The organism is Streptomyces sp. NPDC044061, assembly GCF_056434305.1.
In genome coordinates this window covers 255440-281648 of the sequence record NZ_JBWKFL010000004.1, presented here as the reverse complement: position 1 = coordinate 281648, position 26209 = coordinate 255440, and the positions used below count along the sequence as shown (strand labels likewise).

The 26209-nt window shown below is 71.7% G+C and carries 23 protein-coding genes and 1 tRNA gene; 9 read left to right on the top strand and 15 right to left on the bottom strand.

Translation table 11 applies throughout. From position 1 onward, the window contains the following. Nucleotides 1-246: 246 nt before the first annotated feature. Genes AC07CM_RS08455 through AC07CM_RS08440 form a run of 4 tightly spaced genes read right to left on the bottom strand, consistent with a single transcriptional unit; the run spans nucleotide 247 to nucleotide 5198 of the window. Nucleotides 247-1584, bottom strand: coding sequence for an AAA domain-containing protein (locus AC07CM_RS08455; RefSeq protein ID WP_478875564.1), 1338 nt, complete (start codon nucleotides 1582-1584; stop codon nucleotides 247-249). Further along, on the bottom strand, nucleotides 1581-3179 hold the full coding sequence (locus AC07CM_RS08450; protein WP_478875563.1) for a hypothetical protein: 1599 nt from the start codon (nucleotides 3177-3179) through the stop codon (nucleotides 1581-1583). The genes AC07CM_RS08455 and AC07CM_RS08450 overlap by 4 nt, the downstream gene beginning before the upstream one ends. Continuing rightward, on the bottom strand, nucleotides 3170-4357 hold the full coding sequence (locus tag AC07CM_RS08445; RefSeq protein WP_478875562.1) for a hypothetical protein: 1188 nt from the start codon (nucleotides 4355-4357) through the stop codon (nucleotides 3170-3172). The genes AC07CM_RS08450 and AC07CM_RS08445 overlap by 10 nt, the downstream gene beginning before the upstream one ends. Further along, nucleotides 4254-5198, bottom strand: coding sequence for a phosphatase PAP2 family protein (locus tag AC07CM_RS08440; protein WP_478875561.1), 945 nt, complete (start codon nucleotides 5196-5198; stop codon nucleotides 4254-4256). The genes AC07CM_RS08445 and AC07CM_RS08440 overlap by 104 nt, the downstream gene beginning before the upstream one ends. Before the next feature lie 227 nt (nucleotides 5199-5425). Here AC07CM_RS08440 and AC07CM_RS08435 point away from each other — a divergent pair, with 227 nt between their 5' ends. After that, nucleotides 5426-6022 (top strand): histidine phosphatase family protein, encoded by a 597-nt coding sequence (locus tag AC07CM_RS08435; protein ID WP_478875560.1) that lies wholly within the window; start codon nucleotides 5426-5428, stop codon nucleotides 6020-6022. 70 nt (nucleotides 6023-6092) lie between these two features. Here the strand turns inward: AC07CM_RS08435 and AC07CM_RS08430 are convergent, their stop codons facing one another. Next, the gene (locus AC07CM_RS08430; RefSeq protein WP_478875559.1) at nucleotides 6093-7553 is read right to left on the bottom strand and encodes a tetratricopeptide repeat protein; all 1461 of its coding nucleotides are present in this window, start codon (nucleotides 7551-7553) and stop codon (nucleotides 6093-6095) included. Nucleotides 7554-7815: 262 nt separating this feature from the next. On the opposite strand from AC07CM_RS08430, the gene AC07CM_RS08425 reads away from it, so the two are divergent. After that, complete coding sequence (locus tag AC07CM_RS08425; protein WP_478875558.1) at nucleotides 7816-8235, top strand: hypothetical protein; 420 nt, start codon at nucleotides 7816-7818, stop codon at nucleotides 8233-8235. A 34-nt stretch (nucleotides 8236-8269) separates the two neighbouring features. Continuing rightward, on the top strand, nucleotides 8270-9139 hold the full coding sequence (locus AC07CM_RS08420) for a spermidine synthase (protein WP_478875557.1): 870 nt from the start codon (nucleotides 8270-8272) through the stop codon (nucleotides 9137-9139). 159 nt (nucleotides 9140-9298) lie between these two features. Here the strand turns inward: AC07CM_RS08420 and AC07CM_RS08415 are convergent, their stop codons facing one another. Next, nucleotides 9299-9811, bottom strand: coding sequence for a hypothetical protein (locus AC07CM_RS08415; RefSeq protein ID WP_478875556.1), 513 nt, complete (start codon nucleotides 9809-9811; stop codon nucleotides 9299-9301). A 99-nt stretch (nucleotides 9812-9910) separates the two neighbouring features. Here AC07CM_RS08415 and AC07CM_RS08410 point away from each other — a divergent pair, with 99 nt between their 5' ends. From AC07CM_RS08410 to AC07CM_RS08400, 3 genes are all read left to right on the top strand, one after another. Beyond that, complete coding sequence (locus AC07CM_RS08410) at nucleotides 9911-10630, top strand: response regulator transcription factor (RefSeq protein ID WP_478875555.1); 720 nt, start codon at nucleotides 9911-9913, stop codon at nucleotides 10628-10630. Further along, complete coding sequence (locus tag AC07CM_RS08405; protein ID WP_478875554.1) at nucleotides 10627-12003, top strand: sensor histidine kinase; 1377 nt, start codon at nucleotides 10627-10629, stop codon at nucleotides 12001-12003. Before AC07CM_RS08410 ends, AC07CM_RS08405 begins: the two co-directional genes overlap by 4 nt. A gap of 195 nt (nucleotides 12004-12198) precedes the next feature. Next, complete coding sequence (locus tag AC07CM_RS08400) at nucleotides 12199-13671, top strand: glycoside hydrolase family 18 protein (RefSeq protein WP_478875553.1); 1473 nt, start codon at nucleotides 12199-12201, stop codon at nucleotides 13669-13671. Nucleotides 13672-13731: 60 nt separating this feature from the next. On the opposite strand, the gene AC07CM_RS08395 is transcribed toward AC07CM_RS08400, so the two are convergent. From AC07CM_RS08395 to AC07CM_RS08380, 4 genes are all read right to left on the bottom strand, one after another. After that, nucleotides 13732-15162 (bottom strand): GH1 family beta-glucosidase, encoded by a 1431-nt coding sequence (locus AC07CM_RS08395; RefSeq protein WP_478875552.1) that lies wholly within the window; start codon nucleotides 15160-15162, stop codon nucleotides 13732-13734. A 125-nt stretch (nucleotides 15163-15287) separates the two neighbouring features. After that, entirely contained in the window at nucleotides 15288-16181 is an 894-nt protein-coding gene (locus tag AC07CM_RS08390) for a carbohydrate ABC transporter permease (protein ID WP_478875551.1), read from the bottom strand. After that, nucleotides 16178-17203 carry a carbohydrate ABC transporter permease gene (locus AC07CM_RS08385; RefSeq protein ID WP_478875550.1) on the bottom strand — a complete coding sequence of 342 codons (1026 nt, stop codon included), beginning with the start codon at nucleotides 17201-17203 and terminating at the stop codon, nucleotides 16178-16180. The genes AC07CM_RS08390 and AC07CM_RS08385 overlap by 4 nt, the downstream gene beginning before the upstream one ends. Continuing rightward, on the bottom strand, nucleotides 17200-18531 hold the full coding sequence (locus tag AC07CM_RS08380) for an ABC transporter substrate-binding protein (RefSeq protein ID WP_478875549.1): 1332 nt from the start codon (nucleotides 18529-18531) through the stop codon (nucleotides 17200-17202). The genes AC07CM_RS08385 and AC07CM_RS08380 overlap by 4 nt, the downstream gene beginning before the upstream one ends. 314 nt (nucleotides 18532-18845) lie before the next feature. On the opposite strand from AC07CM_RS08380, the gene AC07CM_RS08375 reads away from it, so the two are divergent. After that, nucleotides 18846-19901 carry a LacI family DNA-binding transcriptional regulator gene (locus AC07CM_RS08375; RefSeq protein WP_478875548.1) on the top strand — a complete coding sequence of 352 codons (1056 nt, stop codon included), beginning with the start codon at nucleotides 18846-18848 and terminating at the stop codon, nucleotides 19899-19901. 110 nt (nucleotides 19902-20011) lie between these two features. Here the strand turns inward: AC07CM_RS08375 and AC07CM_RS08370 are convergent. The 4 genes from AC07CM_RS08370 to AC07CM_RS08355 form a co-directional block, all read right to left on the bottom strand. Further along, nucleotides 20012-20084 (bottom strand) — tRNA-His (locus AC07CM_RS08370). A gap of 117 nt (nucleotides 20085-20201) precedes the next feature. Then, nucleotides 20202-20804, bottom strand: a complete 603-nt coding sequence (gene orn / locus AC07CM_RS08365) for an oligoribonuclease (RefSeq protein WP_478875547.1) — start codon at nucleotides 20802-20804, stop codon at nucleotides 20202-20204. A 134-nt stretch (nucleotides 20805-20938) separates the two neighbouring features. Further along, nucleotides 20939-22156 (bottom strand): helix-turn-helix domain-containing protein, encoded by a 1218-nt coding sequence (locus AC07CM_RS08360; protein ID WP_478875546.1) that lies wholly within the window; start codon nucleotides 22154-22156, stop codon nucleotides 20939-20941. 378 nt (nucleotides 22157-22534) lie between these two features. Further along, nucleotides 22535-22789 (bottom strand): hypothetical protein, encoded by a 255-nt coding sequence (locus AC07CM_RS08355; protein WP_478875545.1) that lies wholly within the window; start codon nucleotides 22787-22789, stop codon nucleotides 22535-22537. A 313-nt stretch (nucleotides 22790-23102) separates the two neighbouring features. Here AC07CM_RS08355 and AC07CM_RS08350 point away from each other — a divergent pair, with 313 nt between their 5' ends. Both AC07CM_RS08350 and AC07CM_RS08345 read left to right on the top strand, forming a co-directional pair. Continuing rightward, the gene (locus AC07CM_RS08350; RefSeq protein ID WP_478875544.1) at nucleotides 23103-23630 is read left to right on the top strand and encodes a universal stress protein; all 528 of its coding nucleotides are present in this window, start codon (nucleotides 23103-23105) and stop codon (nucleotides 23628-23630) included. 127 nt (nucleotides 23631-23757) lie between these two features. Next, nucleotides 23758-24324 (top strand): GPR1/FUN34/YaaH family transporter, encoded by a 567-nt coding sequence (locus AC07CM_RS08345; RefSeq protein ID WP_478875543.1) that lies wholly within the window; start codon nucleotides 23758-23760, stop codon nucleotides 24322-24324. A 66-nt stretch (nucleotides 24325-24390) separates the two neighbouring features. Here the strand turns inward: AC07CM_RS08345 and glmS are convergent, their stop codons facing one another. Next, a complete protein-coding gene (gene glmS, locus AC07CM_RS08340) occupies nucleotides 24391-26208 on the bottom strand; it encodes a glutamine--fructose-6-phosphate transaminase (isomerizing) (RefSeq protein ID WP_478875542.1) in 1818 nt (605 codons plus the stop codon). Nucleotide 26209: the final 1 nt, after the last annotated feature.

Here is a 26209-nt window from a genome sequence, read left to right as displayed (position 1 = left end):
CATTCTCCCGCGCCGGCGCAAGAGGACGTCAGGTCCGCCGACCGACCCGTGGCACCCTTCTGCCGGGTACCGGCCTGCTCACGGTCGCCGGCTCACGCGGTGTTCGCCCAGGTGGGCCGGCACGGCGTGGTTCGCTTCCCACCTGTCCGGGCTGCATTCATCGGCCGTTTCCGGCGGCGTGCCGGACTCCGTCCGGCGAGGGGCTGCGGGAGCGCGGCGTTCGTCGGCCGGATGCCGGGACGCCGCTCACGGTCGCCAGCTCACGCGGTGTTCGCCCAGGTGGGCCAGCACCGCATGGTTCGCTTCCCACCCGTCCGGAAACTTCACCAGTGTGCCCAGCTGGACCGGTTCCGTGGACGGGTAGTCGTCCAGGAGGTCGTCCACCCCGGCGCGGCACACCACGATGCAGGCGTGGCGGTGGCGGGACGCCAGGACGCACAGCCGGCCGGTCTCCAGGTGGAAGGCGGTGGCGTCGGGGCGGCCGGAGAGCGGGTGCAGGACGACCGTGACGTCGTACTCGCGGCCCTGGAGACGGTTCGCTGTGTCGACCGTGACGTCCGCCACGCCGAGCTCCGTGAGGGCCGCGCGGACCGCTGCCGCCTGGTCGCGGTGGGCCGTGCCCACGGCGACGCGGTCGGCGGTGAGGGGGGAGGGGTCCGGCGAGCGTTCGGACACCGCCGCGCCCCCTCTGTCCAGCAGGCGCCGGATGACCGTCGCCACCGCCCGCACCGCCTCCGGGTCCGTGCGCGGGGTGTGCCGGGCGGGCAGCTCCAGCAGGCCCCAGCCGGATTCCGCCGCCTCGTCGATCACCCTGTCCGGCCCCGAGCCGTCGGAGGGGACGGCGAAGGCGAGGCGGCGGTCGTCGTGGCCGGTGCCGCTGCGGAACGGCGTGTACGGGTAGAAGGCGTCCGAGACCAGCGGGGCCGCGGAGGCCGGCAGCCGCCAGGAGACCGGGAGACGGTGCTGGGGAAGGTCCGCGTTGTGGGCCAGAAGGGTGGTGACGGCGGACGCCGAGGGGTCGTACGACAGGCCCGCCCACTGCTCGCTGCCCACGATCGCGAACGGGTCCAGCTGCCCCGGGTCGCCCACGAACAGGGCCCGCTCGAACAGACCGGCCACGGCAAGCAGGGAGTCCGAGCGCATCTGGTACGCCTCGTCGACGATCGCGTGCCGCCACGGCTCGTCCACCTTGACGTGCGCCCACTTCGCGGCCGTGGACAGGACGACCGGGAGGCCGTTCAGATCGGCCGCCTTCGCCGACGTACGGACACCGGGCAGACCGTCCAGCGCCTTGTCGTACGGGTCGGCGTCGCTGCTGTGCAGCCGGCCCACGGGCAGGTCCGGGTTCTTCTCGGCGAGCCTGATCACCAGATCGTCGACCTGGGCGTTGGTCTGGGCCACCACCATCAACGGGCGCCCCGCCTCGGCCAGTTCCAGCGCCGCCCGGACCACCAGCGTGGACTTGCCGGCGCCGGGCGGCGAGTCGACGACCACACCCCGCGCGATGCCGTGCAGGGTGTCGTGGAGGATCGCGTCGGTGGCGCGTCCCGCCGCGGCTCCGGGGTCGAAGTCGACGGTCGTCACAGGACGTCCTCCTCGGTCACGGTGTCGGGAGCCTCCCGCACGGCCTCGCCCGGCGGGCCGCCGTGCGTCCACGGGGTCTCCTCCGGATCGGGCAGCTTCGCGCCGCCGCGCTGCTCGTGCTCGAACAGCGTGAAGCAGACCGCGTCGCCCTTCTCCGGCACCGAACCGGGCTCGGGCTCCTTGCCCCGGCCCATCTTGTCCACGATCCGCAGCACCAGCAGACCGTCCTCCGGCGCGCCCTCGTAGCCCGTGAACTCCGCCGCCTGCGGCCTTCCGTCCAGCGAGCGGTACACCTTCGCGCGCTCCGCCAGATGCGGCCGGTCGTCCGAGCGGACCGTCACCAAGGGGCGCGGGCTGGGCCGCTTGCCCTCGCTGTACGCCATGACGACATCGGTCACCTCGCCCGCGAACGCCTCACCGGCCAGCCGCCGTCCCGCCATCACCAGCGGGTCGTCCAGCGCCTCCTGCGCCTCCAGACGGCTCTGCTCGCGCTCGCGCGTGGCCAGCTTGTTCGCCGCCGTCACCGCGTCGTCGCGGCGCGGCTGCGGGGGCTCGCCGGCCAGGACCCGGTCGCGGTGGCCGGTGAACGACCAGCGGTCCCGGGTCCAGCGCTCCTCCACGTGCGCCCCCTCCGGCAGCGCCCGCAGCAGGTCCAGGCCCCGCCACACCGCGTCCCAGGTGGGCAGCGTGCGGCTCTCGACCAGGTCGCGCACGCGCTGCTCCGCGGCCGTGAGCGCGGCCAGCCGGTCGTCCGCCTCCAGGGCGTCCTCGGCGGCGGCCAGCGCGGTGCGGGCACGGTCGTAGCGCTCGATCGCCGGGGCGAGGAGCTTGTTGTCGAACGCCGGATCGGTGGCCGGGCCGGCCGGCGGGCACAGCAGCTGGCCTTCGGCGTCGCGCGCGAGTTCGGCCCGGCGGGCGGCCTCGGCGCCGGTGCCCTCCTCGGGCGGGTCGATCCAGGCGAGCAGCGCGCCCAGGTGCTGGTCCTCCAGGCTGGACTGACCGGTCGCCCAGTGCCGGGACAGCACTTCGGTGAGGGCCAGCAGGAGGGAGGAGCCGGGTACCCGGGCCCGCTCGCCGTAGTGGGTCAGCCAGCGGCCGAGCAGCGGCACCCGGGGCGGCGCCGGGTGGGGCGTCTCCGGGTCCTGCTCGGCGGTGCGGCGGAAGCGCATGGAGCGGCCGAGCAGCCGTACGAAGTCCAGGCCCGCCCGGCTCGGCACGATCAGCTGGGGGGCGTCCGCGCACAGCTCGACCTCGACCTTGACCCGCTTGCCGGTCTCCGGGTCGGTCTCGGTGCGCTCGGCCGCCTCGACGGCCTCCGCGTGGGAGTCGATGTACGGCAGCACGACATCGGCCAGTTCGGCGAGGAAAGCGAAGCGCAGGTCGCGGTCGCGGGGCTGCGGAACGACCAGCAGCCGCGGCGTGTCCCGGTCGGTGCCGACCAGCGCGCCGAGCGGAGCGCCCGCCTCACCGGCGGTGGTGAGCGGCACGAACACCAGGGGGCGCTCGGACAGATGCCGATGGCGGACCGTGGCGGTGGGCCGGGCCCGGCCGGTGCTGACGGCCTCGAGCCGGGCGAGGGTGGCGATCAGGGACAAGGGGCCACCTCCCGGGCGTGCGCCAGTGCCTCCGCGCGCAGGGCGGCCGCCCTGCGCAGGGCCGCCACCGCCGGGTCGTCGGGGTCCCCGCTCTCGCCGCGGGCCGCCGCGAGGACGCCCTCGACCGTGGTCAGACCGCCCAGTTCGGCGCGCAGCGGGCGGCCGAGCCGGGTGACCGCACCGGCCTCGAGGGAGCGTTCCCGGCAGTGGAAGGCCAGTTCGCAGGCCGACAGGCACTCGGGCGCATACGTCGCCGGCACCGACTCGACGGCCGCCGTCAGCTCCTCGGCCGGGCGGTCCGGCGCGAAGCAGGTGCCCTCGGGCAGGGCGTCGGCGATCTCCTCGACGCGGGTGAGCCGGGCCAGCTGGCGGGCGGTGACCGCACGCTGCTTGCGTACGTCGACGGCGGAGGCGGTGGGCAGGTTGGAGAAGTCCTTCGGGCACACCAGCAGCACCCGGTGCCGTACACGGGGAGCGGGGTCGAGGCGGGCCGCGACCTCCTCAAGGGCCAGCACGTACACCGCCGCCTGCCGGGCGGCCGCGCCCACCTTCGCCGGATCGGCCGAACCGTCCAGCATCGGGAAGGACTTGATCTCCACGACCGTCCAGCCGCCGTCCGGATGCACCACGACCGCGTCGGGCTCCAGGAAGGCGAGCGAACCCGCCACGTCCAGCGCCAGCATCGGGTGGTCGAGCAGCGTCCAGCCGCCCGCCGCCACGGCCTCGCGCAGCGCCAGCGCCGTCCGGGCCGTACGACCCTCGGGGCCGACCGCGGTCAGGTCGGGCACCGTGGCCCCGGCGGGCGGCTCGGCACCCGGGTCCAGACGGGAGTGCACCAGCCGCAGCAGCTCCGCGCCGCCGTCGGCCTTCACCTTCGCCTCGAACGCGTTGCCCCGGGTCAGCGCGAACTGCGACTGCCCGAAGCCGGAGGGCGCGCCCAGCGCGTTCGCCAGCGCCGCCTTGTCCACCCCCGCGCCGTCCAGGATCGCCCGCCTGCGGCACCCGGGGTTCGAGGCGAGCGCCGCGAGGGCGCGCGCGTCCAGGGCCTTGGCCGGTACGTCGGGACCGCGCAGCTCAGCGAGCCGGTGCCGGAGCCTCTTCCCCCGCGTCTCGGGCGGAGGCGTCCGGTTCGGCTGCGGGTGCGAGCTGCGACTCGCGCTGCCGTGGAATTCGCTCACCCGCGGAAGTCTGGCATCCGCCACTGACAATCGGGGAACCCGTGTCCGCCGGGACCGGTGCGGTACGGGTGCTCAGGCGGGCCCGGAGCAGATCCGCCCCGCGCATCACACGCGGCGCGAACAGCAGGCCCACGCCCATCACGGCCACGCCCGCGACCGCGTCCAGGAAGTAGTGGTTGGCGGTGCCCATGACCACGAGTGCGGTCAGCAGCGGGTAGCCGACGCCGAAGACCTTGGCGAGGCGCGTGCCGCCGTGGCGCCACAGCATGACCCCGCACCACAGCGCCCAGCCGACGTGCAGGCTCGGCATCGCCGCGTACTGGTTGGTCATGCCGCCCATGCCGCGCGGCGCGCTGGCCTCGCCGCCCCACCAGCCGTACGAGCTGTACTGGGCCATCGTGTCGACGAAGCCGTGGCCCGCGGCGAGCAGCCGGGGCGGGCACGTGGGCAGCAGGGTGAAACCGATCAGACCGATGAACGTGGATGTCATCAGCCAGGTGCGGGCGGATCGGTAGATCTCGGCGCGGGCCCGGAACAGCCAGATCAGGATGGCGGGCGTGACCAGGTAGTGCAGCGAGGCGTACCAGAAGTCGGCCGGTACGCCGAGCCACGGCTCGCGCGTGAACAGCCGGTTGAGCGGGTGCTCGGCGTTGAGGTGCAGTGCCTTCTCCACACGCAGGATCGCCAGGCCGTGGCCGACGGCGGAGGCGACGTCACCGCGCGCGAGGAGACGTCCGGCCGAGTAGCAGCCGTAGACCAGCAGGATCAGGGGCAGCTCGGTCCACCACCGCAGCCGGGTTCGCGGGGTCACCTCGGTGCCCGGTGTCTCGGTCTGCGGCATCCGATCGCCCTCCCCCTTCTGTGGTGCGCCCCTGCGGGCGACCGTGCCACTTTACGGCGTCCATATCCCGGCCATGCGGGCGCTTCAGCCCTCAAAGACGCCGACATCGCCCGGCGGGTTGCCCGTGCCCGGGGTGAGCGATGATGGAGGGACCCACCACCCCCCGGCTACCCCGCTTCATCGTTTTCCGGCGTCCGCCGGACGCCGCTCTCCCGGAAAGGTCTCCCATGGCACCGCGCATCCTGCTGGCCCGGCACGGACAGACGGAATGGTCGCTGTCCGGCAAGCACACCGGCAGGACCGACGTGCCACTCCTGGAAGAGGGCCGGCGCGGGGCCAAGCTGCTCGGGGAGCGGCTGCACCGGGCGCCGTTCGAGGGGCTGCCCGGGGTGGAGGTGCGCACCAGTCCGCTGGCACGCGCGCGTGAGACGTGCGAACTGGCCGGGTTCGGTGAGCGTGCCGAGTCCTGGGACACGCTCATGGAGTGGGACTACGGCGCCTACGAGGGAATGACCCCCGCAGAGATCCAGGCCGTGCGGCCGGGGTGGCTGATCTGGCGGGACGGTGTCCCCGAGGGGGAGAGCATCGCCGAGGTCACCGCGCGCGCGGACGAGGTGGTCGCGTGGGCGCGGTCGGCGGACCGTGACGTTCTGGTCTTCGCCCACGGGCACATCCTGCGGTCCATAGGCGCGCGGTGGCTCGGTCTGCCGCTGGAGTTCGCGGCGCGGATCCGGCTCAACCCGACCTCGCTGTCGATCCTCGGCTGGGCATACGGGGAACCGGCGATCGAGAGCTGGAACGACTTGGGGCACCTGGCGGGGTGACCGCGGCCACGAGCGCGCCGTAGGGGCGCGGGGAACTGCGCGACCGGCCCCACGCGCCCGCAAGGGTCTGCTAGGCCCGTCCCACCCGGGGCAGTGACGCATGCCGGTCCAGGAAGGCCGACACCCCCGACGCCCGCCGGTGCGGCAACAGCACCCGCGCCGTCCCCGCCAGCATCGACTGGATGCGGGAGGACTGGACCTGGTCCAGCAGGTCGAGAACGCGCATCGCCGACTGTGCCGCCTCGTCGGGGCGGCCCTCACGGGCCAGGTCGTCGGCCAGCTCGGCGGTGTAGAGGGCGATGTTGCGGGTGAAGTGGGGGTTCTGGAGCTGGGCCGCCCGGCGGGCGTGGCGGGACGCGCGCCGCCAGTCGCCCAGCGTCGACCAGCACTGCGCCTCCAGACCCTCCAGCTCTGCCTCTCCGTAGAAGCTCATCCACTCGGGGTCGGCGTCCGAGTGGCCCCGCTCGAAGAGGGCCTGGGCACGGGCCAGTGTCTGTTCGCAGCCGGCTCGGTCGGCGAGCCCCGCCCAGCCGCCGGCCTCGCGCAGGGCGAGCAGCGACATCAGGCGGGGAGAACCCAAGGAGCGGGCGACGCGCTGGGCGGCCTGCGCGGCGCGTACCGCCTCGCGGGGGCGGCCGGCGTCGCGGGCGAGGAACGCCATGTTGCAGAAGGCGTGTGCCTCGAGGGCCGCATCGCCGGTCATGCGGGAGGTCGCGAGTGCCTCCGCGTAGTGCGAGCGGGCGTCGTCGAAACGGCCGGAGTCATGGGCCAGCCAGCCCACCGAGATGGCCAGTTCACCGGCGCCCGAGTGGAGCCGCTCGGCGGTCGTCTGCCGGGTCGCGCCCGCGTCCAGCAGTGCGTAGGCGGCGCGCAACGGCGCCGCCGCGCGCCGGTACAGGCCGTCCGCGCCGTGCCGGTCGTCGAGCAGCCGGATACGTCGGACGGCCTCCTCCAGGGCGGCCGCCTCGGAGGCTCCGGCACGGCGCGGTGGCCGGGCAGCCGCCGCGGCGTCGGTGGTGAGACTCAGCGTGGCGGCGGCCACGGTGGCGCCTCCGCCGGTCATGAATGCGCGACGCAGCACGTCGCTCTCCTCGTGGTTCAGGGGGTCGTTCTCGTACGACTCGTGCGGGTCGTACGGGTCCTGCGGGTCGTACCGTTCCTGTGTGTCATACGGCTCGTGCGCCCCTCCTGTCTCAGTGGTACCGAACGCGGGGGGCGCGTCCCCGGTCGTACGCGCCGCGCGTCCGCGGACGGACGAGCGCGGCGCGAAGCCGAGGTCGGTGAGCGTGCGGCCGGGGAACATGTGCAGGAACACCCGTTCGTACGCGTAGTTCGGGCAGCGGATCTCACCCGCCTCGACCCTGCCGACGTAGCGCGCGTCACAGCTCACCCGCTCGCCGATCTCGAGCGCGGCCCGCCGCACCAGCGCGGCGAACTCGGCCGGTGAGCGCCGACCGCGCAGCTGCCGGAAGGCGAGGTTCGGCCGTTGTGGCCGTTCGGGCTGTGACGAGGTCTCGGTTGACGACGCCATGGCCGGGTCCTCTCGTGCGAACCGTCGAACCATGCCGGATCCGGGGTGGATTCGGGCTGAGTTGTCCGTGTGACACCCTGGTTCCGGCGAGCAAGAACGTACCGGCTGTGTCGGACCCGCCACGCATTGTTTGGCTACAAATCGGATATCTCATCCATGATCTGCCATGAACTGCCATCCTTTGCGGCGCACTTGTGCCGTAGCCGTTGACGCCGTCGCGCGTTGGACCCGATGGACTGCAACAGGCGTGGTGGAGGCCGGCATGGAGACCAGCCAGAGCAACGATCCCTGTACTACGGGTACGTCGGGTACGGCGCCGTCGCCGACGGCACCTGACACGGCGTGCGACCTCGTGACGGTGCCGGCCCGGCAGGGGCTGGAGGCGGTCGACATCCTGCGCCGCGGGACGGGGGAGACCGTGGGGCCCGTCCTGCACGACGGCGGGTGCGACACCCTCGGCTTCCTGGTGCCGGCGGGCACCGCCGCCTGCTGGGACGTGCCGGGCAGCATCTGCACCGAGACGAACGGGCGGGGGCTGCGGCTGGACCCGCAGCCCCCGGTGGAGGGCTCGGACTGGCTGCTGCCGCCCGGCGAGGCCGACCTACCGACCGACCCGGTGGTGCTCCGCCGGGCCCTCGGGGAAGCGGCCCGGATCATCGAGGCGGCCGACCGCTGCCGGTGAAGCGCCCGCCCCGGTCTGCTGCGAAAATGGGCCGATGGGCAGGTCCAGGAACAACCGGCGCAGGTCGGCCGCCGTCGAGGCCGTGGTGGAGACGGTCGACGGCGGGCTCGCACAGCTCATACCCGACCCGGACCGCTCCCGGGCCTGGACGCTGCTGATCGACGGGGCGCCCCAGTCGCACGTCGACCTGGACGACCCGGCGTACCTCTCCTTCGAGTACCAGCGCCGCCTCGGCCACGTCATCGACCTGCTCGCCCCGCCCGGCAGTCCGGTGCAGGCGGTGCACCTCGGCGGCGGCGCCCTCACCCTCGCCCGGTACGTCGCCGCCACCCGGCCGCGCTCCACCCAGCAGGTCGTCGAGCGGGACGGGGCCCTCGTACAACTGGTCCGCCGCGAGTTGCCGTTGGACCCCAACGCGCGGATACGGGTGCGGTCCCTCGACGCCCGCGAAGGGCTGGCCAAGGTGCCGGACGGCTGGGCCGACCTGGTCATCGCCGATGTCTTCAGCGGCGCCCGGACCCCCGCCCACCTCACCTCCACCGAGTTCCTGGACGAGGTCCGCCGGGCCCTGAAGCCCTCCGGCGTCTACGCCGCCAACCTCGCCGACGGCCCGCCCCTCGCCCATCTGCGCGGCCAGATCGCCACCGCCGCCGCCCGCTTCCCGGAACTCGCGCTGATCGCCGACCCGGCCGTGCTGCGCGGCAAGCGCTTCGGCAACACCATCCTCGCCGCCTGCGACCTCCCGCTGCCGCTCGCCGAACTCACCCGCCGCGCCGCCTCCGACCCGCATCCCGCCCGGGTCGAACACGGCAGGCAGCTCACCGACTTCACCGGCGGCGCCGCACCCGTGACGGACGAGTCGGCGGTGGCCTCCCCGGCCCCGCCGCCCTCGGTGTTCCGCTGACCCCGCCCGGAAGGGCAGCCCGCGCGCCGGCAACGGAAGACGACGCACGTACCGGCCCGTCAACCGGTCCGTCAGGTCCTCCTCACCACCGTCCTCCTCACCACCGTCCTCCACCCAGTGCCGTAACAGCGTGGTGAAGACCGCGCTCGAGGGGTGCGGTCAGTACGCCCCCACTTCCACGTGCGGCGGGCCGTCGTGCCAGGTGCAGAACACCGAGACGCGGTCCGCGCCGCTGCTGAACTCCACCCGGATCCACGTCTCGGTCTTCCACACCTGCATCGACCAGCCGGTCCCGGGGGTGGCCGAGACGAGAGTGGCGCTCGCCGGGCCCAGGTCGAAGACCGCCCGACCGCCGTCCGTGTCATAGGCCTTGATCTGGCCGGAGGTGGTCGCGCCTGCGGTCGGGGACGGGCTGCCGCCACGGGCCGGTGTCCGGGCGGGCGCGGGCGTCGGGGGCCTGGTCGACGGGCTCTTCGACGCGGACGGCCGGGCGGACGGCGAATCCAGCGGCTTCGAGCGGTGCGTGGTCGTGTCGGCCGCCGTGATCGGCAGGGCGCGCGGTGGGTCGTACGCCGTTCCGGCCATGACCGTGTGCACGCCCCACCACGACAGCGTGACCGCCGCGCCCGTCGCGAGCAGCCACGCGAGTACGTGTACGAGTCCTCTGCGCATCGCGGGCCATACTGCCTCAGGGGTACCGCCGTTCGCACTCGTCCCGAGTTATCCACAGGTACCGGACCCCCCTGTGCCGGATGGCGTACGGTGCGGCGCATGGCAAGTGTGCTCGTGGTCGAGGACGACCAGTTCGTACGCTCGGCGCTCATCCGGCATCTGACCGACGCCTCGCACACCGTGCGCAGCGTCGGTACGGCACTGGAGGCGCTGCGCGAGGTCGCCCATCTCCGTTTCGACGTGGTCATCCTGGACCTCGGACTGCCCGACCTGGACGGCTCCGAGGCGCTGAAGATGCTCCGCGGCATCACGGACGTGCCCGTGATCATCGCCACCGCACGGGACGACGAGACGGAGATCGTCCGACTGCTGAACGCCGGGGCGGACGACTACCTGACCAAGCCCTTCTCGGTCGAGCACCTCTCGGCGCGGATCGCGGCCGTGCTGCGCCGGGCCCGCTCGTCCGGCGGAGAGGCACCGCCCTCGCCCGTCATCCGTGTCGGCGGACTGACCGTCGACCCACTGCGCCGGCAGGCCGAGCTGGACGGCGTCCGGCTCGACCTCACCCGCCGCGAGTTCGACCTGCTCGCCTTCCTCGCCGGCCGCCCCGGTGTCGTCGTACCGCGCAAGGAACTCCTCGCCGAGGTCTGGCAGCAGTCCTACGGCGACGACCAGACCATCGACGTCCATCTGTCCTGGCTGCGCCGGAAGCTGGGCGAGACGGCGGCCCGGCCGCGCTATCTGCACACGCTTCGAGGCGTCGGCGTGAAGCTCGAGCCGCCCATGCCCGCCGACGGGGGAGGGGAACCACCGCGATGAGATGGGCCCTGGTCAAGGTGTGCCTGGCGGTCACCACGATGGTCGTGGTCGCCTTCGCCGTGCCGCTCGGACTCGTCGTCAAGGAGATGGCTCGCGACCGTGCCTTCTCCAACGCCGAGCGGGAGGCGGCCGCGGTAGCCCCCGCACTGTCCATCACCACCGACCGGGACAAGCTGGAGCGGGTGGTGGCCTCCGCCGGCGCGGACTCCGGGATGGCCGTGCACCTGCCCGCCGGCGACGGCCGGGCCGCGCTCGACCTCGGCCGGCAGCGCGCCGAGGACCGGGACATCCAGGCCGTACGGAAGCTGGGCCGCGCGTCCACCACCTCGGTCACCGGCGGCTCCACCCTGCTGCAGCCGGTCGCGCTCAGCTCCGGCGCGATCGCGGTCGTCGAGGTGTACGTCCCCGAGTCCGAGGTGAGCAACGGCGTCGGCACGGCATGGGCGGTGCTCGCCGCCGTCGGCCTCGCGCTGATCGTAGGCTCGGTCGCGGTCGCCGACCGGCTCGGAGTGCGCATGGTGCGGCCCGCGCAGCGGCTGGTCGAGGGGGCGCACGAGCTGGGCGAGGGCCAGCTGGGCGCCCGGGTGCCGGAGGACGGGCCGACCGAACTGCGGCTCGCGGCGGTCGCGTTCAACTCCATGGCCGATCAGGTCGTCCAACTGCTCGCGAACGAGAGAGAGCTGGCTGCTGACCTCTCGCACCGGCTGCGCACCCCGCTGACCGTGCTGCGGCTGAACGCGGCCTCGCTGGGCGCCGGTCCCGCCGCCGAACAGACCCGGACCGCCGTCGCCCAGCTGGAACGGGAGGTCGACACCATCATCCGCACGGCCCGGGAGGCCAAGCCGCAGACCGCGGCGGCCGGCCCCGGCGCCGGGTGCGACGCGGCCGAAGTGGTCCGCGAGCGCATGGAGTTCTGGTCCGCGCTCGCCGAGGACGAGGGCCGCAAGTGGCGGGTGGCCGGCGTGGAGCGGCCGGTGCGCATACCCGTGGCCCGCGCCGACCTGGCCGCCGGACTCGACGCGCTGCTCGGCAACGTCTTCCGGCACACCGCCGAGGGCACCGCCTTCGCGGTCGACGTGCACAACGGCGAGGACGCGGTGATCGTGCTGGTCTCCGACGCGGGCCCCGGCATACCCGACCCCGAGGCGGCGATGGCCCGCGGCCGTGGCTCCGGCAGCGCCGGCTCGACCGGCCTCGGTCTCGACATCGTGCGCCGGCTCGCCGAGGCCACCGGCGGCGACGTCCGCATCGGCTCCTCCGTGCTGGGCGGCACCGAGGTGCGCATCTGGTTCCAGCTGGACGGGCGGAAGCCGGCGGGCAGAGGACACCGGGGGAGTGTGCGCAGACGCCGGCGCGCGGCGGGGGTCCGCTGACGCCCGAAAGGCGCCTGGCGCCCGGACGCACCCCGATCCCGCGCGGATTGGTCTCGACCTTTAACGGTCCCCGATCCCTTCCTTAAGCGCACCCTAAGATCCTCAACCGCTGTCCCTATCAAGCCGTTTGCCCCTTTCCCGATCGCTAGCGTGCTGCCGCACCCCACCCCCGTGAACAGCGAAGGCAGGCACCGCATGAGCACGCACCGGCGCAGGATCAGTGGCAGGAACAAGGCGATCGGCGGCCTGGTGGCCGCGGCCGTGGTCGGTGGCGGCGCGCTCCTGCTGACCGGCACCGCGAACGCGGCCGGTGTGAACGCCGCGTACACCAAGACCAGCGACTGGTCGTCGGGTTACACCGCGCAGTACGTCGTCACCAACAACAGCGGCCAGACCGAGAAGACCTGGACGCTGGAGTTCGACCTGCCGACGGGCGCGAAGCTCAGCTCGCTGTGGAACGCAGAGTCGAGCGTCAGCGGCCGGCACGTCACGGTGAAGCCCGCGAAGTGGGACACGGACGGCCTCGCGCAGGGCAAGTCGGTCACCGTAGGCTTCGTGGTGAGCGGCACCGGCGACCCGACGGGCTGTCGTATCGACGGCGCGCAGTGCTCCGCGGACGACGGCGCCACCCCCGAGCCGAGCGGGCGCCCGACCCAGACCCAGTCGCCGACCCCGACCGCGACCCCCACCAAGAGCGCCACACCCACGCAGAGCGCCACCCCCACCCAGAGCGCGACGCCCACCCCCACCGGGAGCACCGGCAGCGGCACCACCGCCTCGGCCGGCTTCGCCCCGTACGTCGACACCTCCCTCTACCCCGCCTTCGACCTGCTGGCATCGGCGGACGCGACCGGAGTGAAGAACTACAACCTGGCCTTCGTCACCGACGGCGGGGGCTGCACGCCCAAGTGGGGCGGTGTCACGGACCTCACCGCCGACGGCGTTGCCGCGCAGATCGGCTCCCTGCGCGCCAAGGGCGGTGACGTCCGGGTCTCGTTCGGAGGCGCCTCCGGCTCGGAACTGGCCACCACCTGCTCCTCCGCGGACGCGCTGGCGGCCGCCTACGGCAAGGCCGTCGACGCCTTCAAGCTGACCAAGGTCGACTTCGACGTCGAAGGCGGCGCGCTGCCCAACACGGCCGCCAACACCCGCCGCGCCCAGGCCATAGCCAAGCTCCAGGCCCAGCACCCGAACCTGGACGTCTCCTTCACCCTCCCGGTGATGCCCGAGGGCCTGACCCAGGACGGCGTTAACCTGCTGTCCGACGCCAAGTCCAACGGCGTGAAGATCAACACCGTCAACATCATGGCGATGGACTACGGCCCCTCCTACAGCGGCGACATGGGCACCTACGCCGAGCAGGCCGCCACCGCCACCCAGGCCCAGGTCAAGAGCGTGCTCGGCCTCTCGGACTCGGCCGCCTGGAAGGCCGTCGCGGTCACCCCGATGATCGGCGTCAACGACGTCTCCTCCGAGGTCTTCAAGGTCGACGACGCCACCCAGCTGGCGAACTTCGCCAAGTCCAAGGGCCTCGGCGGCCTGTCGATGTGGTCCGCGACCCGCGACAAGCAGTGCGACGGCGGCACCAAGCCCACCGCCGACGCCACGTGCAGCTCCATCACCCAGGACAAGTTCGCCTTCTCGAAGGCGTTCGGCGCCTTCAACTGACGGCCGCCCAAACGAAGGTGCGGCACTCCACGGGGGGAGTGCCGCACCCTCCCCCCGTCCTCACACCACCGGCTCCCCCGCCGGCAGCACCCCCGTCCGGGCCGCCTCGCCGTACCAGTGGGCGCTCGACTTCGGGGTGCGTTCCAGGGTCGCGTAGTCCACGTACACCGCGCCGAAGCGCTTGTCGTAGCCGTACGCCCACTCGAAGTTGTCCAGCAGGGACCACAGGTAGTAGCCGCGGATGTCGGCCCCGTCGGTGAGGGCGCGGCGGACCGCCGAGAGGTGGCCGTGCAGATAGGCGATGCGCTCGGGGTCGTGCACCCGGCCGTCCGGGTCCGGCTTGTCGTCGTAGGCCGCGCCGTTCTCGGTGATGTAGAGGGGCAGGCCCGGGGCCTCGCGCGTGTAGCGCATGATCAGCTCGTGCAGGCCCGTCGGGTCGATCGTCCAGCCCATCTCCGTGCGCTCGCCCGGGGTCTGGTGGAAGAGCACGTCGTCGGCGCCCGGCCAGGGTGAGTGATCGCTGGCGCCGTGGCCGTCCACCCGCGGACCGTCGACCCTGTCGGGGGACGCCGAGACCAGCGTCGGCGTGTAGTAGTTCAGGCCGAGCGCGTCCAGCTTCGCGTTGATCGTGCGGACGTCACCGTCGAGGACGTACGACCAGTCGGTGACCGAGGAAGTCGCGGAGAACAGGGTCTCGGGGTAGGCCCCGTGCAGCATCGGACCGTGGAAGATCCCGTTGGCCAGGTCGTCGATCCGGCGGGCGGCGACCAGGTCGGCCGGGTTCTGCGAGAGCGGCCGTACCACGCAGGAGTTCAGGCTGACGGCGATCTGGTTGCGGGCCGGCATCACCGAACGCAGGGCCGAAGCGCCGAGGCCGTGCGCCAGGTTGAGGTGGTGGGCCGCGCGCAGGGAGGCCGCCGGGTCGGTACGGCCGGGGGCGTGCACGCCGGAGCCGTAGCCGAGGAAGGCGCTGCACCAGGGCTCGTTGAGGGTGATCCAGTTCTCCACCCGGTCACCGAGCGCCTCGCCCACCAGCTGCGCGTACTCGGCGAACCGCAGCGCCGTGTCCCGCTCCGGCCAGCCGCCCGCGTCCTCCAGCTCCTGCGGGAGGTCCCAGTGGTAGAGGGTGATCGCGGGCTTGATGCCGTGCGCGAGCAGCTCGTCCACCAGACGGCGGTAGAAGTCGAGGCCCACCTGGACCGCGGGGCCGCGGCCGGTCGGCTGCACCCGGGACCAGGAGATGGAGAAGCGGTAGGCGCTCAGGCCCAGCTCCGCCATCAGCGCGACGTCCTCGCGGTAGCGGTGGTAGTGGTCGACAGCGATGTCACCGGTCTCGCCGCCGACCGTCTTGCCCGGCGTATGGCTGAAGGTGTCCCAGATCGAGGGGGTGCGGCCGTCCTCCCGCACCGCCCCCTCGATCTGGTACGCGGAGGTCGCGGCGCCCCAGAGGAAGGCGGGAGGAAAGGTCACGGGGGAAACGGAGTCAGGCATGGAAGCGCTCCCAAGAGAGGTCGTAGGAGACCGATGAGACGGGTGGGGGAGGGGGTCGCCCGGGGCAGAGGCCGGGGCGGGGAAAGGGCCGGGACGGCGATGGCCCGGCCCTGGGAAAGGGCACGTCAGCCCTTGATCGCGCCCTGCATGATGCCGCCCACGATCTGCTTGCCGAACAGCAGGAAGGCGATCAGCAGCGGCAGCGTGCCGAGCAGTGCGCCCGCCATGATCACCGCCTGGTCCGGGACATAGCCGGTGCCGAGCGAGTTCAGGGCCACCTGCACGGTCGGGTTCTGCTGGTTCAGGGCGATGATCGGCCACAGGAAGTCGTTCCAGGCGAAGACGAACGTCAGCAGGCCGAGCACCGCCATCGCGGGCCGCGCCGCCGGGAAGACCACGTGCCACACGATCCGGATGCTGCTCGCCCCGTCCACCCGGGCGGCCTCGATCAGCTCGGTCGGCAGCGCCTGCACCAGGTACTGCCGCATGAAGAACGTGCCGAACGCGGTCACCAGGCTCGGCAGGATCACCGTCTGCAACTGGTTCGACCAGCCGAAGTCCGACATCCACAGGTACAGCGGTACGACCGCCAGCTGCGGCGGGATCATCATCGTGCCGATGGTCAGCAGCAACAGCAGGCTGGAGAACCGGAACCGCAGCTTGGCGAAGGCGAAGCCGGCCAGCGTGGCGAACAGCACCGTGCTCACCGTGATCGTGCCCGCCACGATCAACGAGTTGAGCATCGCGGTGCCGAGTCCTGCCTGGTCCCAGGCGGCCTGCAGGTTCTTGAACAGGTTGCCGCCGAACCACAGCGGCGGCGGGGTCTGGGCCAGTCGCCGGTCGGTGCGCGAGGCCGCGATCGCCGTCCACACCAGCGGTGCCAGCGAGACCAGCGCGAAGACGGCCAGCACGACGTACGTCACCGGGCCCGCGTGCAGCTGCTTGCCCGCGCCCATCACCCGGCGCCGCTCCGGCCTGGCCTCGGCGGGCTGCGGCAGTGTCAGTTCACTGGTGGTCATTGGGACTTCCTCAGCCGTCGGGTGAGCAGCAGGTTGACCGCGGCGACGATCAGCAGGATCAGGAACATCGACCAGGCGATCGCGGAGGCCTTGCCGAGGTTGCCGATGATCCAGCCCTGGTCGTACATGTACAGACCGAGCGTCTGGTACTGGTGCTCGGAGCCGCCCTTGGAGCCGCTGACCCCGCCGAACAGCAGGACCTCGCCGAAGAGCTGGGTCGCCCCGATGGTGGAGACGACGACGGTGAACAGGATCGTCGGCCTGAGCTGCGGGATCGTCACGTGGCGGAACTGCTGCCAGCGGCTCGCACCGTCGAGCGCGGCCGACTCGTACAGGTCGATCGGGATCGCCTGCATCGCCGCCAGGTAGATCAGCGCGTTGTAGCCGGTCCAGCGCCAGATCACGATCGTCGACACCGCGAACTGCGAACCCCAGTCCGACTCGCGCCAGTTGACGGCGTCGACGCCGAAGAAGTGCAGGATCCAGTTGACCATGCCGCCGTCCCAGGAGTACAGCAGCGTGAACACCAGCGTCGCCGCCGCCACCGAGGTGGCGTACGGGGTGAGCATCACCACGCGCCACACGGTGGAACCGCGCAACTTGTAGTTGAGCAGATGAGCGAGCCCGAGCGCCGCCAGCAGCTGCGGCACCGTCGAGATCAGACCGATGGTGAAGGTGTTCTTCAGGGCGTTCCAGAAGAAGTCCGAGGACAACAGGTTCTTGTAGTTGTCCAGGCCCGCCCAGGTCTGGTGGTCCAGCGACGACAGCTGCACGTCGTGCAGCGAGTACCAGGCCGTGTACAGCAGCGGGACCAGCGAGAAGGCCCCGAAGAGGACGAAGAACGGGGCGACGAACGCGTACGGTGACGCCTTCATGTCCCAGCGGTACAGCCGGCTGCGCCAGGAGTCGGCGCCCGCCGGCGCACCGCGACCACGAGCGCCCCGGGCCGCGCCCGGCTGGGAGCCGGGCGCGGCGTCGGCGCTCGACGCGGGTTGCGCGAGAGCCTGCTTGGAGCTGGTCACTGTCCGAGCACGTCCTTGATCTCCTTGGTGGCCGCGTCCCAGCCCTGGGCCGGGGACTTGCCCTTCTGCTCCACCTGGAGGATGCCGACGTCGGTCAGCGCGGTGTTCATCGGCTGGTCCTTGATGCCGAAGTACTGCGTCGGGATCGTCTTCGCCGAGTCGGAGAAGATCTGCGTGATCGGCGCGTCGGAGAAGTACGCGGTGGTGTCCGCGGCCGGCTTCAGGCTCGAGTACGCCGACGGGGTTGAGGGGAAGCTCGCCTGCTTGGCGAAGACCTTCGCCTGCTGCTCCGGAGCGGTCAGCCACTTCGCCAGGGCGACGGCCTCCTTCTGGTGCTTGCCCGCGCTCGGCACTCCGAGGAAGGAGCCGCCCCAGTTGGCCGCGGTCGGCGCCGCCGCCACGTCCCAGTTGCCCTTGCCGGAGTCACCCGACTTCTGCTCGATGTAGCCGATCATCCACGCCGGACAGGCCACCGTCGCGAAGGTGCCGTTGGCGAAGCCCTGGTCCCACGGCTTGTCGAACTGCTTGAGCTTCGCCGACATGTTGCTGGTCGCCACGCTCATCGCGACGTTCCAGGAGGACTTCACGCCGGAGGACTTGTCCCAGATGACGTTGCCGTCCCTGTCGTAGTAGCGCTCGCTCGCGCCGCCGAGGGCCGCGTTGTAGACCGAGGAGGCCGAGTCCACGAACTTGGTGCCCTTGGGCGCCTTCTTCATGTACTCCTTGCCGACGTCGACGTACTTGGCCCAGTCGCCCTTCCACTGCTCGGCGAGCTTGGTCCGGTCCGTCTCCAGTCCGGCCTTCTCGAACAGGTCCTTGCGGTAGCAGATCGCCATCGGGCCGACGTCCGTGCCCAGCCCGATCGTCTTGCCGTCCTTGGTGGTGGCCTGCGCGAGCTTCCAGTCCAGCCACTGGGACTTGTCGACCTCCTTGCCGAGGTCGACGAACTTGTTCGCCTGCGTCTGGACGGCCTCGGTGATGTTGCCGACCTCGATGGCCTGGATGTCGTCGGTGCCGGAGCCGGCCTGGAGGCGGGTGAGCACCTTCGGCCAGTACACGTCTGTCCGAGTGGTGACATTCTCCTTGATGTTGATGTCCGGATGGAGCTTCATGTACTCGTCGTAGAGGCCGGCCTGCTTGTAGCCGAAGACGCCGAAGGTTCCGATGGTCAGCGTGATCTTGCCCTTGCCACTGCCGTTGCCGCCGTCCGAGTTGTTGGACGAGCCGTCATCCGAGTCGTTGGCGCAGCCGGCCAGCAAGCCCGTGGTCAGCGCGGCGACAGCCGCGAGGGCCATCAGTCGCCGAGACCGGCGGATGCTCGTACGCATTGCGTCCTCCTGTTGCCTGACGTGCCGACCCCCCGGCCAACTGCATGGAATTGGGCCCGTTCGTACTCGCTGCGGCTCGGGCGGGGAACGTGCGGGTTGTGTATGTGCCAGGTACCGTGGGAGCGCTCCCACCGGTGATGTGTTGAAGAGTCGCCGGTTCGAAGCGGGGTGTCAAGGGAGCGGACGCGGGGGGAGGTGTTCAGTTATCCGAGTGTTAACTGGCTCCTGGCGGGAGCCCCGTGGCCGCCCCCCGCCCTGGCCAGGGCTGTTAGATTCCAGCCACCGGGATGTTGGTGTCGAGGGAGGCGGAGCCCATGGCGAACCACGCAGGGCGGGGCCGGAGCGGGGGACGGCCCACGCTCGAGGAGGTTGCCGCCCGGGCCGGGGTCGGCCGGGGCACGGTCTCGCGGGTGATCAACGGCTCGCCCCGGGTCAGTGACGCGACCCGGGCGGCGGTGGAGGCGGCGGTCGCCGAACTGGGCTACGTCCCGAACACCGCGGCCCGCGCCCTCGCGGCCAACCGCACCGACGCCATCGCGCTGGTCGTCCCCGAGCCGGAGACCCGGTTCTTCGCGGAGCCGTACTTCTCCGACATGCTGCGCGGGGTCGGCGCGGAACTGACCGACACCGAGATGCAGTTGCTGCTGATCTTCGCGGGCAGCGACCGGGAGCGCCGGCGCCTCGCGCAGTACCTGGCGGCCCACCGCGTGGACGGTGTCCTGCTGGTCTCCGTGCACGCCGACGACCCGCTGCCCGACCTGCTCGCCCAGCTGGAGATCCCGGCGGTGATCAGCGGTCCGCGCTCGGCCGCCGAGTCGCTCACCTCGGTGGACTCGGACAACTACGGCGGCGCCCGCTCGGCCGTGGAGCACCTGCTCTCCCGGGGCTGCCGGACGATCGCCCACATCACCGGCCGGCTCGACGTCTACGGCGCCCAGCGCCGCGTCGACGGCTACCGCGCGGCGCTGCGCGACGCGGGCCACGAGGTGGACGAACTGCTCATCGAGTCGGGGGACTTCACCGAGGGGGGCGGCCGGCGGGCGATGACGACCCTGCTGGAGCGGTACCCCGATCTGGACGCCGTCTTCGCCGGCTCGGACGTGACGGCGGCGGGCGCCCGGCAGGTGCTGCGCGAGGCGGGCCGCCGTATCCCCGACGACGTGGCGCTGGTCGGGTACGACGACTCGGCCATCGCCCGGCACATGGACCCGCCGCTGACCAGCGTCCGCCAGCCCATCGAGGAGATGGGCCGCGCGATGATCGACCTGCTGCTCACGGAGATCGCCGACCGCCGTCCGGCCGCGTCCCGGGGCCTGGAGCGACGGCACGCGGTGCTGCCGACGGAACTGGTGGTGCGGGCGTCGTCGTAACGGCTCTCGTGCCCGCTCCGGGCTCCGGGCTCCGGCCCGGAGCGGGAAGGCGCAGGAAACGAAGCAGCCGGTGACCCGTCTCTCGACGGAGTCACCGGCTGCTCACACAGGGTGAGTGACGGGACTCGAACCCGCGGCATCCTGGACCACAACCAGGTGCTCTACCAGCTGAGCTACACCCACCACGACCGGCGATGGAACTTGTCGTTTCCCCGACCGGCCGAGAAGAAGTCTACAGGGTCCGAAGGGGTGCTCGCGCACGTGTTTTCCGTGCGGGCCTCCGCGCGGACCCCGCGGGGCCTAGCGTGCAGGCAGAACGTGTCTGGCCGCGATCGTCCTCGCGGTGTCGCTGTCGGGTCCGGGCTGGGGCACGAAGATGGCCTCGCGGTAGTAGCGCAGCTCGGCGATCGACTCGCGGATGTCGGCGAGCGCCCGGTGGTTGCCGTTCTTCTCCGGGCTGTTGAAGTACGCCCGCGGGTACCAGCGCCGGGCCAGTTCCTTGATGCTGGAGACGTCCACGATCCGGTAGTGGAGGTAGTCCTCGAGGGTCGGCATGTCCCGCAGCAGGAAGCCGCGGTCGGTGCCGACGGAGTTGCCGCACAGCGGGGCCTTGCCGGGCTCCTTCACGTGTTCCCGGACATAGGAGAGGACCTGCTCCTCGGCGTCGGCCAGCGTGGTGCCGCCGGCCAGCTCGTCCAGCAGTCCGGACGCGGTGTGCATCTCGCGCACCACCTCCGGCATCGTCTCCAGCGCCGAGTCCGGCGGACGGATGACGATGTCCACCCCCTCGCCGAGTACGTTCAGCTCGGAGTCGGTGACGAGGGCGGCCACCTCGATGAGAGCGTCGTCGGACAGCGAGAGGCCGGTCATCTCGCAGTCGATCCACACCATGCGATCGTTCATGCGACCACCCTAAAGCTGACGTCCGCTTTTGGGATGCCCCCGTCGGCGCCGGGCTCGCCGGGGACCGAGCCCCGTGCGGCGCCGGACGACGAAGGAGGGGGCGGGTGTGTGCCCGCCCCCTCCCTTCGCCTCGCTCAGTTCCCGCTGCGCGGTCCCGGCAGCAGACTCACCGCGCCCGCCGCCTGGCGGCGGCTCTGCATCGGAACCCCGCTGTCCCGGTCCGAGTGCAGGACCGAGGGCGCGTGGCCCACGGGCCCGTGACCCGGCAGGCCGGGCGCGCCGGACGGCCCGTGCTGTGCCACCGACGCCTCCGGGTCACCCGGCTTCTCGCCCTGCGGCCGGCGGGCCCGGTAGGCGGCCCGGTAGGCGGCGGGGGACGAGCCGAGCTGACGGCGGAAGTGCCCGCGCAGCGCGACCGGGGAGCGGAAGCCGCAGCGGCCCGCCACCTCGTCCACGGAGTAGTCCGACGTCTCCAGCAGTCGCTGCGCCTGCAGCACGCGCTGGGTGATCAGCCACTGCAGCGGCGCGCTGCCGGTCAGCGAACGGAACCGGCGGTCGAACGTACGGCGGCTCATGTAGGCGCGTGCCGCCAGTGTCTCCACGTCGAACTGCTCGTGGAGGTGTTCCAGCGCCCAGGCGACGACCTCGGCCAGCGGGTCGGCGCCGATCTCCTCGGGTAAAGACCTGTCGAGGTAGCGCTCCTGACCGCCGCTGCGGCGCGGTGGGACGACCAGGCGGCGGGCCAGCGCGCCGGCGGCCTCGTTGCCGTGGTCGGTCCGCACGATGTGCAGACACAGGTCGATCCCCGCGGCCGTACCGGCCGAGGTCAGCACGTCGCCGTCGTCGACGAACAGCTCCCGTGGATCCACGTGGACCGACGGATAGCGCTTGGCCAGCGTCGGCGCGTACATCCAGTGCGTGGTCGCCGGGCGGCCGTCCAGCAGGCCCGCCGCCGCCAGGACGAAGGCCCCGGTGCACAGCCCGACGATGCGGGCGCCCTCCTCGTGCGCGCGGCGCAGCGCGTCGAGCGCCTCTTCCGGCGGCGGTGAGGTGATCGAGCGCCAGGCCGGTACGACGACCGTACCGGCGCGCGAGATCGCCTCCAGCCCATGCGGTGCGGTGAGTTCCAGGCCCCCTGTGGTCCGCAGTGGGCCTTCCTCGCCGCCGCAGACCAGCAGTCGGTAGCGCGGCACGCCGGCGTCCTGACGGTCGATCCCGAACACCGACAGCGGTATGGAACTCTCGAAGATGGGGCCGCCGCTGAACAGCAGCACCGCGACGATCTCCTTGCGGCGTCGCCCGGAAAGCTTCCGGGCCGCGGCTTCCGGCGCGGCAGTGGAGTCGTGGCTCATCCTGCTAAGCCCCCCTCGGTGGTCGCGGCTCCTCGGTTGTGTCGCTCCTGCACGTTTCCCCTCGGTCCTGCACGAGTCCCCCGCCGTAAGACAGTCAAGATCGAATCTACTGGCTCCCGCGGTCATACGGTGGCCAGTTCGACACGCCGGACATTGTCGACATGACAACTTGGCGTGAAGCATTCGATCACGAAGGGTTGCACTCGTGGGCCGTGCAGGGAAGTGCGCCTCGTCGCAGTGGCCAAACCGCGTAGGGTGCACGGGTCGGCCCAGACCCTTTCCGTGCAGGTGGAACGGGGGTTGAGGGGTGGGTGGGACTCCCCTGGAGGGGCATCAGGAAGTTGGCCGAAAAGAAGCGGTCGGGGGTGCAAAAACCGGTCAGTCGACCGGTGTCTTTCCCTTGGTGTGACGTCCGCCTCTTTGCGTGGCGCAACGCTCGGACCGCCGCAGCAGGACGCGGCAGACGGCCGTGACGGCGGCCAGGCCGAAGGCGGTGCCGGCCGCGCCGGCGAGCGAGGTGCCGTACCAGACGAGGACCACGGGTACGACGACGCAGCTGAAGGCCGCCCAGCGGATCACGTCGCTCGTGGTGTCCGGGGCGGGGTGCGGGTCGGTGGATCGGGGTCCGGACATCTCGTACTCCCTGTGGCGGTGACTCACCGGGTTCAACGTCTGTTCGATCGGTCGGTCACCGGGCGCGACTGAAGGGAATCCCGTGCAAACCGCCTGTACGGGGCAGCAACCATTGCGTTACGGGCGTCGCTCGTGCATGCTCCGGTGAACCCCCGCGGGACACCCGTGGGGCCGCTTACGGAGCGTGCGCAGGAACTGGGCAGAGGAGGCGTGCCGCCGTACCCTTGGGGGTATGGGGTTGGGAAGACGAATCCCGGACACAGCTCCGCACGCCGATGTCGCCCCCACAAAGGATCACAACGCCGAGACAGTCATGGCCGGTCACGAATTCTTCGAACCAGCGGACCGCAAGCGGCCGGTCGCCGATCCCACGGCGGCCGATCCCCTGGCGGCGGAAGAGCCACGCCCTTCCTGCGACCCCGCCTTCAAGCACGGCGTCGTCGTCGGCTTCGACGGCTCGACGTCCAGTGAGCGCGCCCTCGCCTATGCGATCGGCATGGCCCACCGCTCCGGTTCGGGCCTGATCATCGTCCATGTGGCCAACAGGCTGCCCACCACGGTGTGGGCGGGGTGCGAGCCACCTGTCTTCGTCGACGTACCGGATCACCGGACCGAGGTGCTGGGGCTCGAGCTGGCCTGTGCGGACTATCTGGCCGAGGTGCCCTGGATCCTGGTCGAGCGCGGTGGCGACATCTGCCATGAACTCGAAGAGGTGGGGCGGGAGTACGAGGCCGACGCGATCGTGGTCGGCTCGACGCACGGCATCGTGGGCCGGATCTTCGGCTCGGTGGCCGGGCGGCTCGCCAAGCGGGCGCAGCGGCCCGTGATCGTGATCCCCTGAGGGTTTCCGACCCTTCGTCAATTCCCTTTGTGCAGCGCGAAACTACTCGCGCGTAGAGGTGTTTGTGCCCTTGTGAAGGGCATATACCGGTCACCGCGCAACAGCACATGCATGAAGGGAGCCCGCCGTGGACAATGACGTCTCCGCGGGAAGCGGAACCACCACCGTGGTCGGCCGACTCGCCCTGGGTGTCACCCTGTTGGCGTTCGGACTCGGCACGACCGGCGTGATCGACGGCGTGCGGGTGTCCGACGCCGTGTCCCTGGCCCACTACGTGGGCGGCATCGCCCTCTTCCTCGTCGGTCTGCTGGCCCTCCGCGACCGCGACACCGCTTCCGGTACGGGCTTCGTGGCCCTCGGTGCCCTGTGGTTCACCTGGGCCGTCTCGTTCGGTGAGCACACGTCGGCCAACGGAGCGGGACTCTTCCTGCTGCTCTTCGCGCTCGTGGCGCTCACCCTGACCCTCGCGAGCGGGGACAGCCTCGGCCAGGCCGGGCACGGTCTGCTGTTCCTGGCGATGCTGCTGCTCGCCGTCGCGAACTTCGCCGACAGTTCCGTTCTCGCGAAGGCCGGCGGCTGGGTCGCCGCGGTCTCCGGCGCGGTCGCCTGGTACGCGGCGACGGCAGCCTTGGCGCACTGGCCGACGGTGCTTCCCCGGCGTGCCGCCGGCCGGGGGGTGACGGCCACCGGCTGATCAGCAGCGGCACCGAATGGACCCCCACGTGGTTGGTGGCGCACGTGGGGGTCCGTTCTGCCGTGACTACTCCACCGTCACCGACTTGGCGAGGTTCCGCGGCTTGTCGATGTCCCGGCCCAGGGCCTTCGCCGTGTGGTACGCGAGGAGCTGGAGCGGGATGCCCATCAGGATCGGGTCCAGCTCGTCCTCGTTCTTCGGGACCACGATCGTCTCGTCGGCCTTCTCCTGGTGCTGGTGGGCCACCGCGAGGATCTTGCCGCTGCGGGCCTTGATCTCCTCCAGGGCCGCGCGGTTCTTCTCCAGCAGGTCGTCGTCGGGGACGATCGCCACCGTCGGCAGGGCCGGCTCGATGAGGGCCAGCGGACCGTGCTTCAGCTCGGAGGCGGGGTAGGCCTCGGCGTGGATGTAGGAGACCTCCTTGAGCTTCAGGGAGGCCTCGCGGGCGACGGGGTAGCCCCGCACGCGGCCGATGAAGAGCATCGAGCGGGCGTCGGCGTAGCTCTCGGCCAGCCGCTTGACCTCGTCCTCCTGCTTGAGGATCTCGGTGATCTGCTCCGGCAGCTTCCGCAGGCCCTCGATGATCCGCTTGCCGTCCCGCACGGACAGGTCGCGGGTGCGGCCCAGGTGCAGGGCGAGCAGGGCGAAGGCGACCGTGGTGTTGGTGAAGCACTTGGTGGACACCACGCAGACCTCGGGGCCGGCGTGCACGTAGATGCCGCCGTCGGCCTCACGGGCGATCGCGGAACCGACCACGTTGACCACGCCGAGGACCCGGGCGCCCTTGCGCTTCAGCTCCTGCACGGCCGCCAGCACGTCGTACGTCTCACCGGACTGGGAGACCGCGACGTAGAGGGTGTCGGGGTCCACGACCGCGTTGCGGTATCGGAACTCGGAGGCCGGCTCGGCATCGGCGGGGATGCGGGCCAGCTCCTCGATCATCTGGGCGCCGATCATGCCCGCGTGGTACGAGGTGCCGCAGCCGAGGATCTTCACGCGGCGGATCTTGCGCGCCTCGCGGGCGTCCAGGTTGAGGCCGCCGAGGTGCACGGTGGAGAAGCGGTCGTCGATGCGGCCGCGCAGCACGCGGTCCACGGCGTCGGCCTGCTCGTGGATCTCCTTGTGCATGTACGTGTCGTGGCCGCCCATGTCGTAGGAGGCCGCCTCCCACTCGACGGTGGTCGGCTCGGCCGTCGTACGGGTGCCCTCGGTGGTGTAGGTACGGAAGTCGTCGGCCTTGAGGGTGGCCATCTCGCCGTCGTCCAGCGTCACTATCTGCCGGGTGTGGGCGACCAGGGCGGCGATGTCCGATGCGACGAACATCTCCTTCTCGCCGATGCCGAGGACGACCGGGGAGCCGTTGCGGGCCACCACGATGCGGTCGGAGAAGTCGGCGTGCATGACCGCGATGCCGTAGGTGCCCTCGACGACCCGGAGGGTCTCGCGGACCTTGTCCTCCAGCTTCTCGGCCTGCGAGCGGGCGATCAGGTGGACGAGCACCTCGGTGTCGGTCTCGGAGAGGAACTCGACCCCATCGGCCTCCAGCTTGCGACGCAGGTCTGAGGCGTTGTCGATGATGCCGTTGTGCACGACGGCGACCTTCTGGTCGGCCGACATGTGCGGGTGGGCGTTCACGTCGGAGGGGGCGCCGTGGGTGGCCCAGCGGGTGTGGGCGATGCCCGTGGTGCCCTTGAAGCGGGCCGGGACCTTCGCCTCCAGGTCGCGCACCCGGCCCTTGGCCTTGACCATCTTCAGGCCGGCCGTCTTCGGGGAGGTGACGACGATGCCCGCGGAGTCGTAGCCGCGGTACTCCAGCCGCTGCAGGCCCTCCAGGAGCAGGGGAGCCACATCACGCTTCCCGATGTATCCGACAATTCCGCACATA

Excerpts from the sequence above, each read along its gene's own strand:
- AC07CM_RS08390 (WP_478875551.1), bottom strand. The coding sequence starts at position 16,181 with ATGACCACCAGTGAACTGACACTGCCGCAGCCCGCCGAGGCCAGGCCG.
- AC07CM_RS08415 (WP_478875556.1), bottom strand. The coding sequence starts at position 9,811 with ATGCGCAGAGGACTCGTACACGTACTCGCGTGGCTGCTCGCGACGGGC.
- AC07CM_RS08380 (WP_478875549.1), bottom strand. The coding sequence starts at position 18,531 with ATGCGTACGAGCATCCGCCGGTCTCGGCGACTGATGGCCCTCGCGGCT.
- AC07CM_RS08440 (WP_478875561.1), bottom strand. The coding sequence starts at position 5,198 with ATGCCGCAGACCGAGACACCGGGCACCGAGGTGACCCCGCGAACCCGG.
- AC07CM_RS08405 (WP_478875554.1), top strand. The coding sequence starts at position 10,627 with ATGAGATGGGCCCTGGTCAAGGTGTGCCTGGCGGTCACCACGATGGTC.
- AC07CM_RS08420 (WP_478875557.1), top strand. The coding sequence starts at position 8,270 with ATGGGCAGGTCCAGGAACAACCGGCGCAGGTCGGCCGCCGTCGAGGCC.
- AC07CM_RS08350 (WP_478875544.1), top strand. The coding sequence starts at position 23,103 with ATGGCCGGTCACGAATTCTTCGAACCAGCGGACCGCAAGCGGCCGGTC.
- AC07CM_RS08375 (WP_478875548.1), top strand. The coding sequence starts at position 18,846 with ATGGCGAACCACGCAGGGCGGGGCCGGAGCGGGGGACGGCCCACGCTC.
- AC07CM_RS08395 (WP_478875552.1), bottom strand. The coding sequence starts at position 15,162 with ATGCCTGACTCCGTTTCCCCCGTGACCTTTCCTCCCGCCTTCCTCTGG.
- AC07CM_RS08360 (WP_478875546.1), bottom strand. The coding sequence starts at position 22,156 with ATGAGCCACGACTCCACTGCCGCGCCGGAAGCCGCGGCCCGGAAGCTT.
- AC07CM_RS08400 (WP_478875553.1), top strand. The coding sequence starts at position 12,199 with ATGAGCACGCACCGGCGCAGGATCAGTGGCAGGAACAAGGCGATCGGC.
- glmS (WP_478875542.1), bottom strand. The coding sequence starts at position 26,208 with ATGTGCGGAATTGTCGGATACATCGGGAAGCGTGATGTGGCTCCCCTG.
- orn (WP_478875547.1), bottom strand. The coding sequence starts at position 20,804 with ATGAACGATCGCATGGTGTGGATCGACTGCGAGATGACCGGCCTCTCG.
- AC07CM_RS08410 (WP_478875555.1), top strand. The coding sequence starts at position 9,911 with ATGGCAAGTGTGCTCGTGGTCGAGGACGACCAGTTCGTACGCTCGGCG.
- AC07CM_RS08425 (WP_478875558.1), top strand. The coding sequence starts at position 7,816 with ATGGAGACCAGCCAGAGCAACGATCCCTGTACTACGGGTACGTCGGGT.
- AC07CM_RS08355 (WP_478875545.1), bottom strand. The coding sequence starts at position 22,789 with ATGTCCGGACCCCGATCCACCGACCCGCACCCCGCCCCGGACACCACG.
- AC07CM_RS08435 (WP_478875560.1), top strand. The coding sequence starts at position 5,426 with ATGGCACCGCGCATCCTGCTGGCCCGGCACGGACAGACGGAATGGTCG.
- AC07CM_RS08430 (WP_478875559.1), bottom strand. The coding sequence starts at position 7,553 with ATGGCGTCGTCAACCGAGACCTCGTCACAGCCCGAACGGCCACAACGG.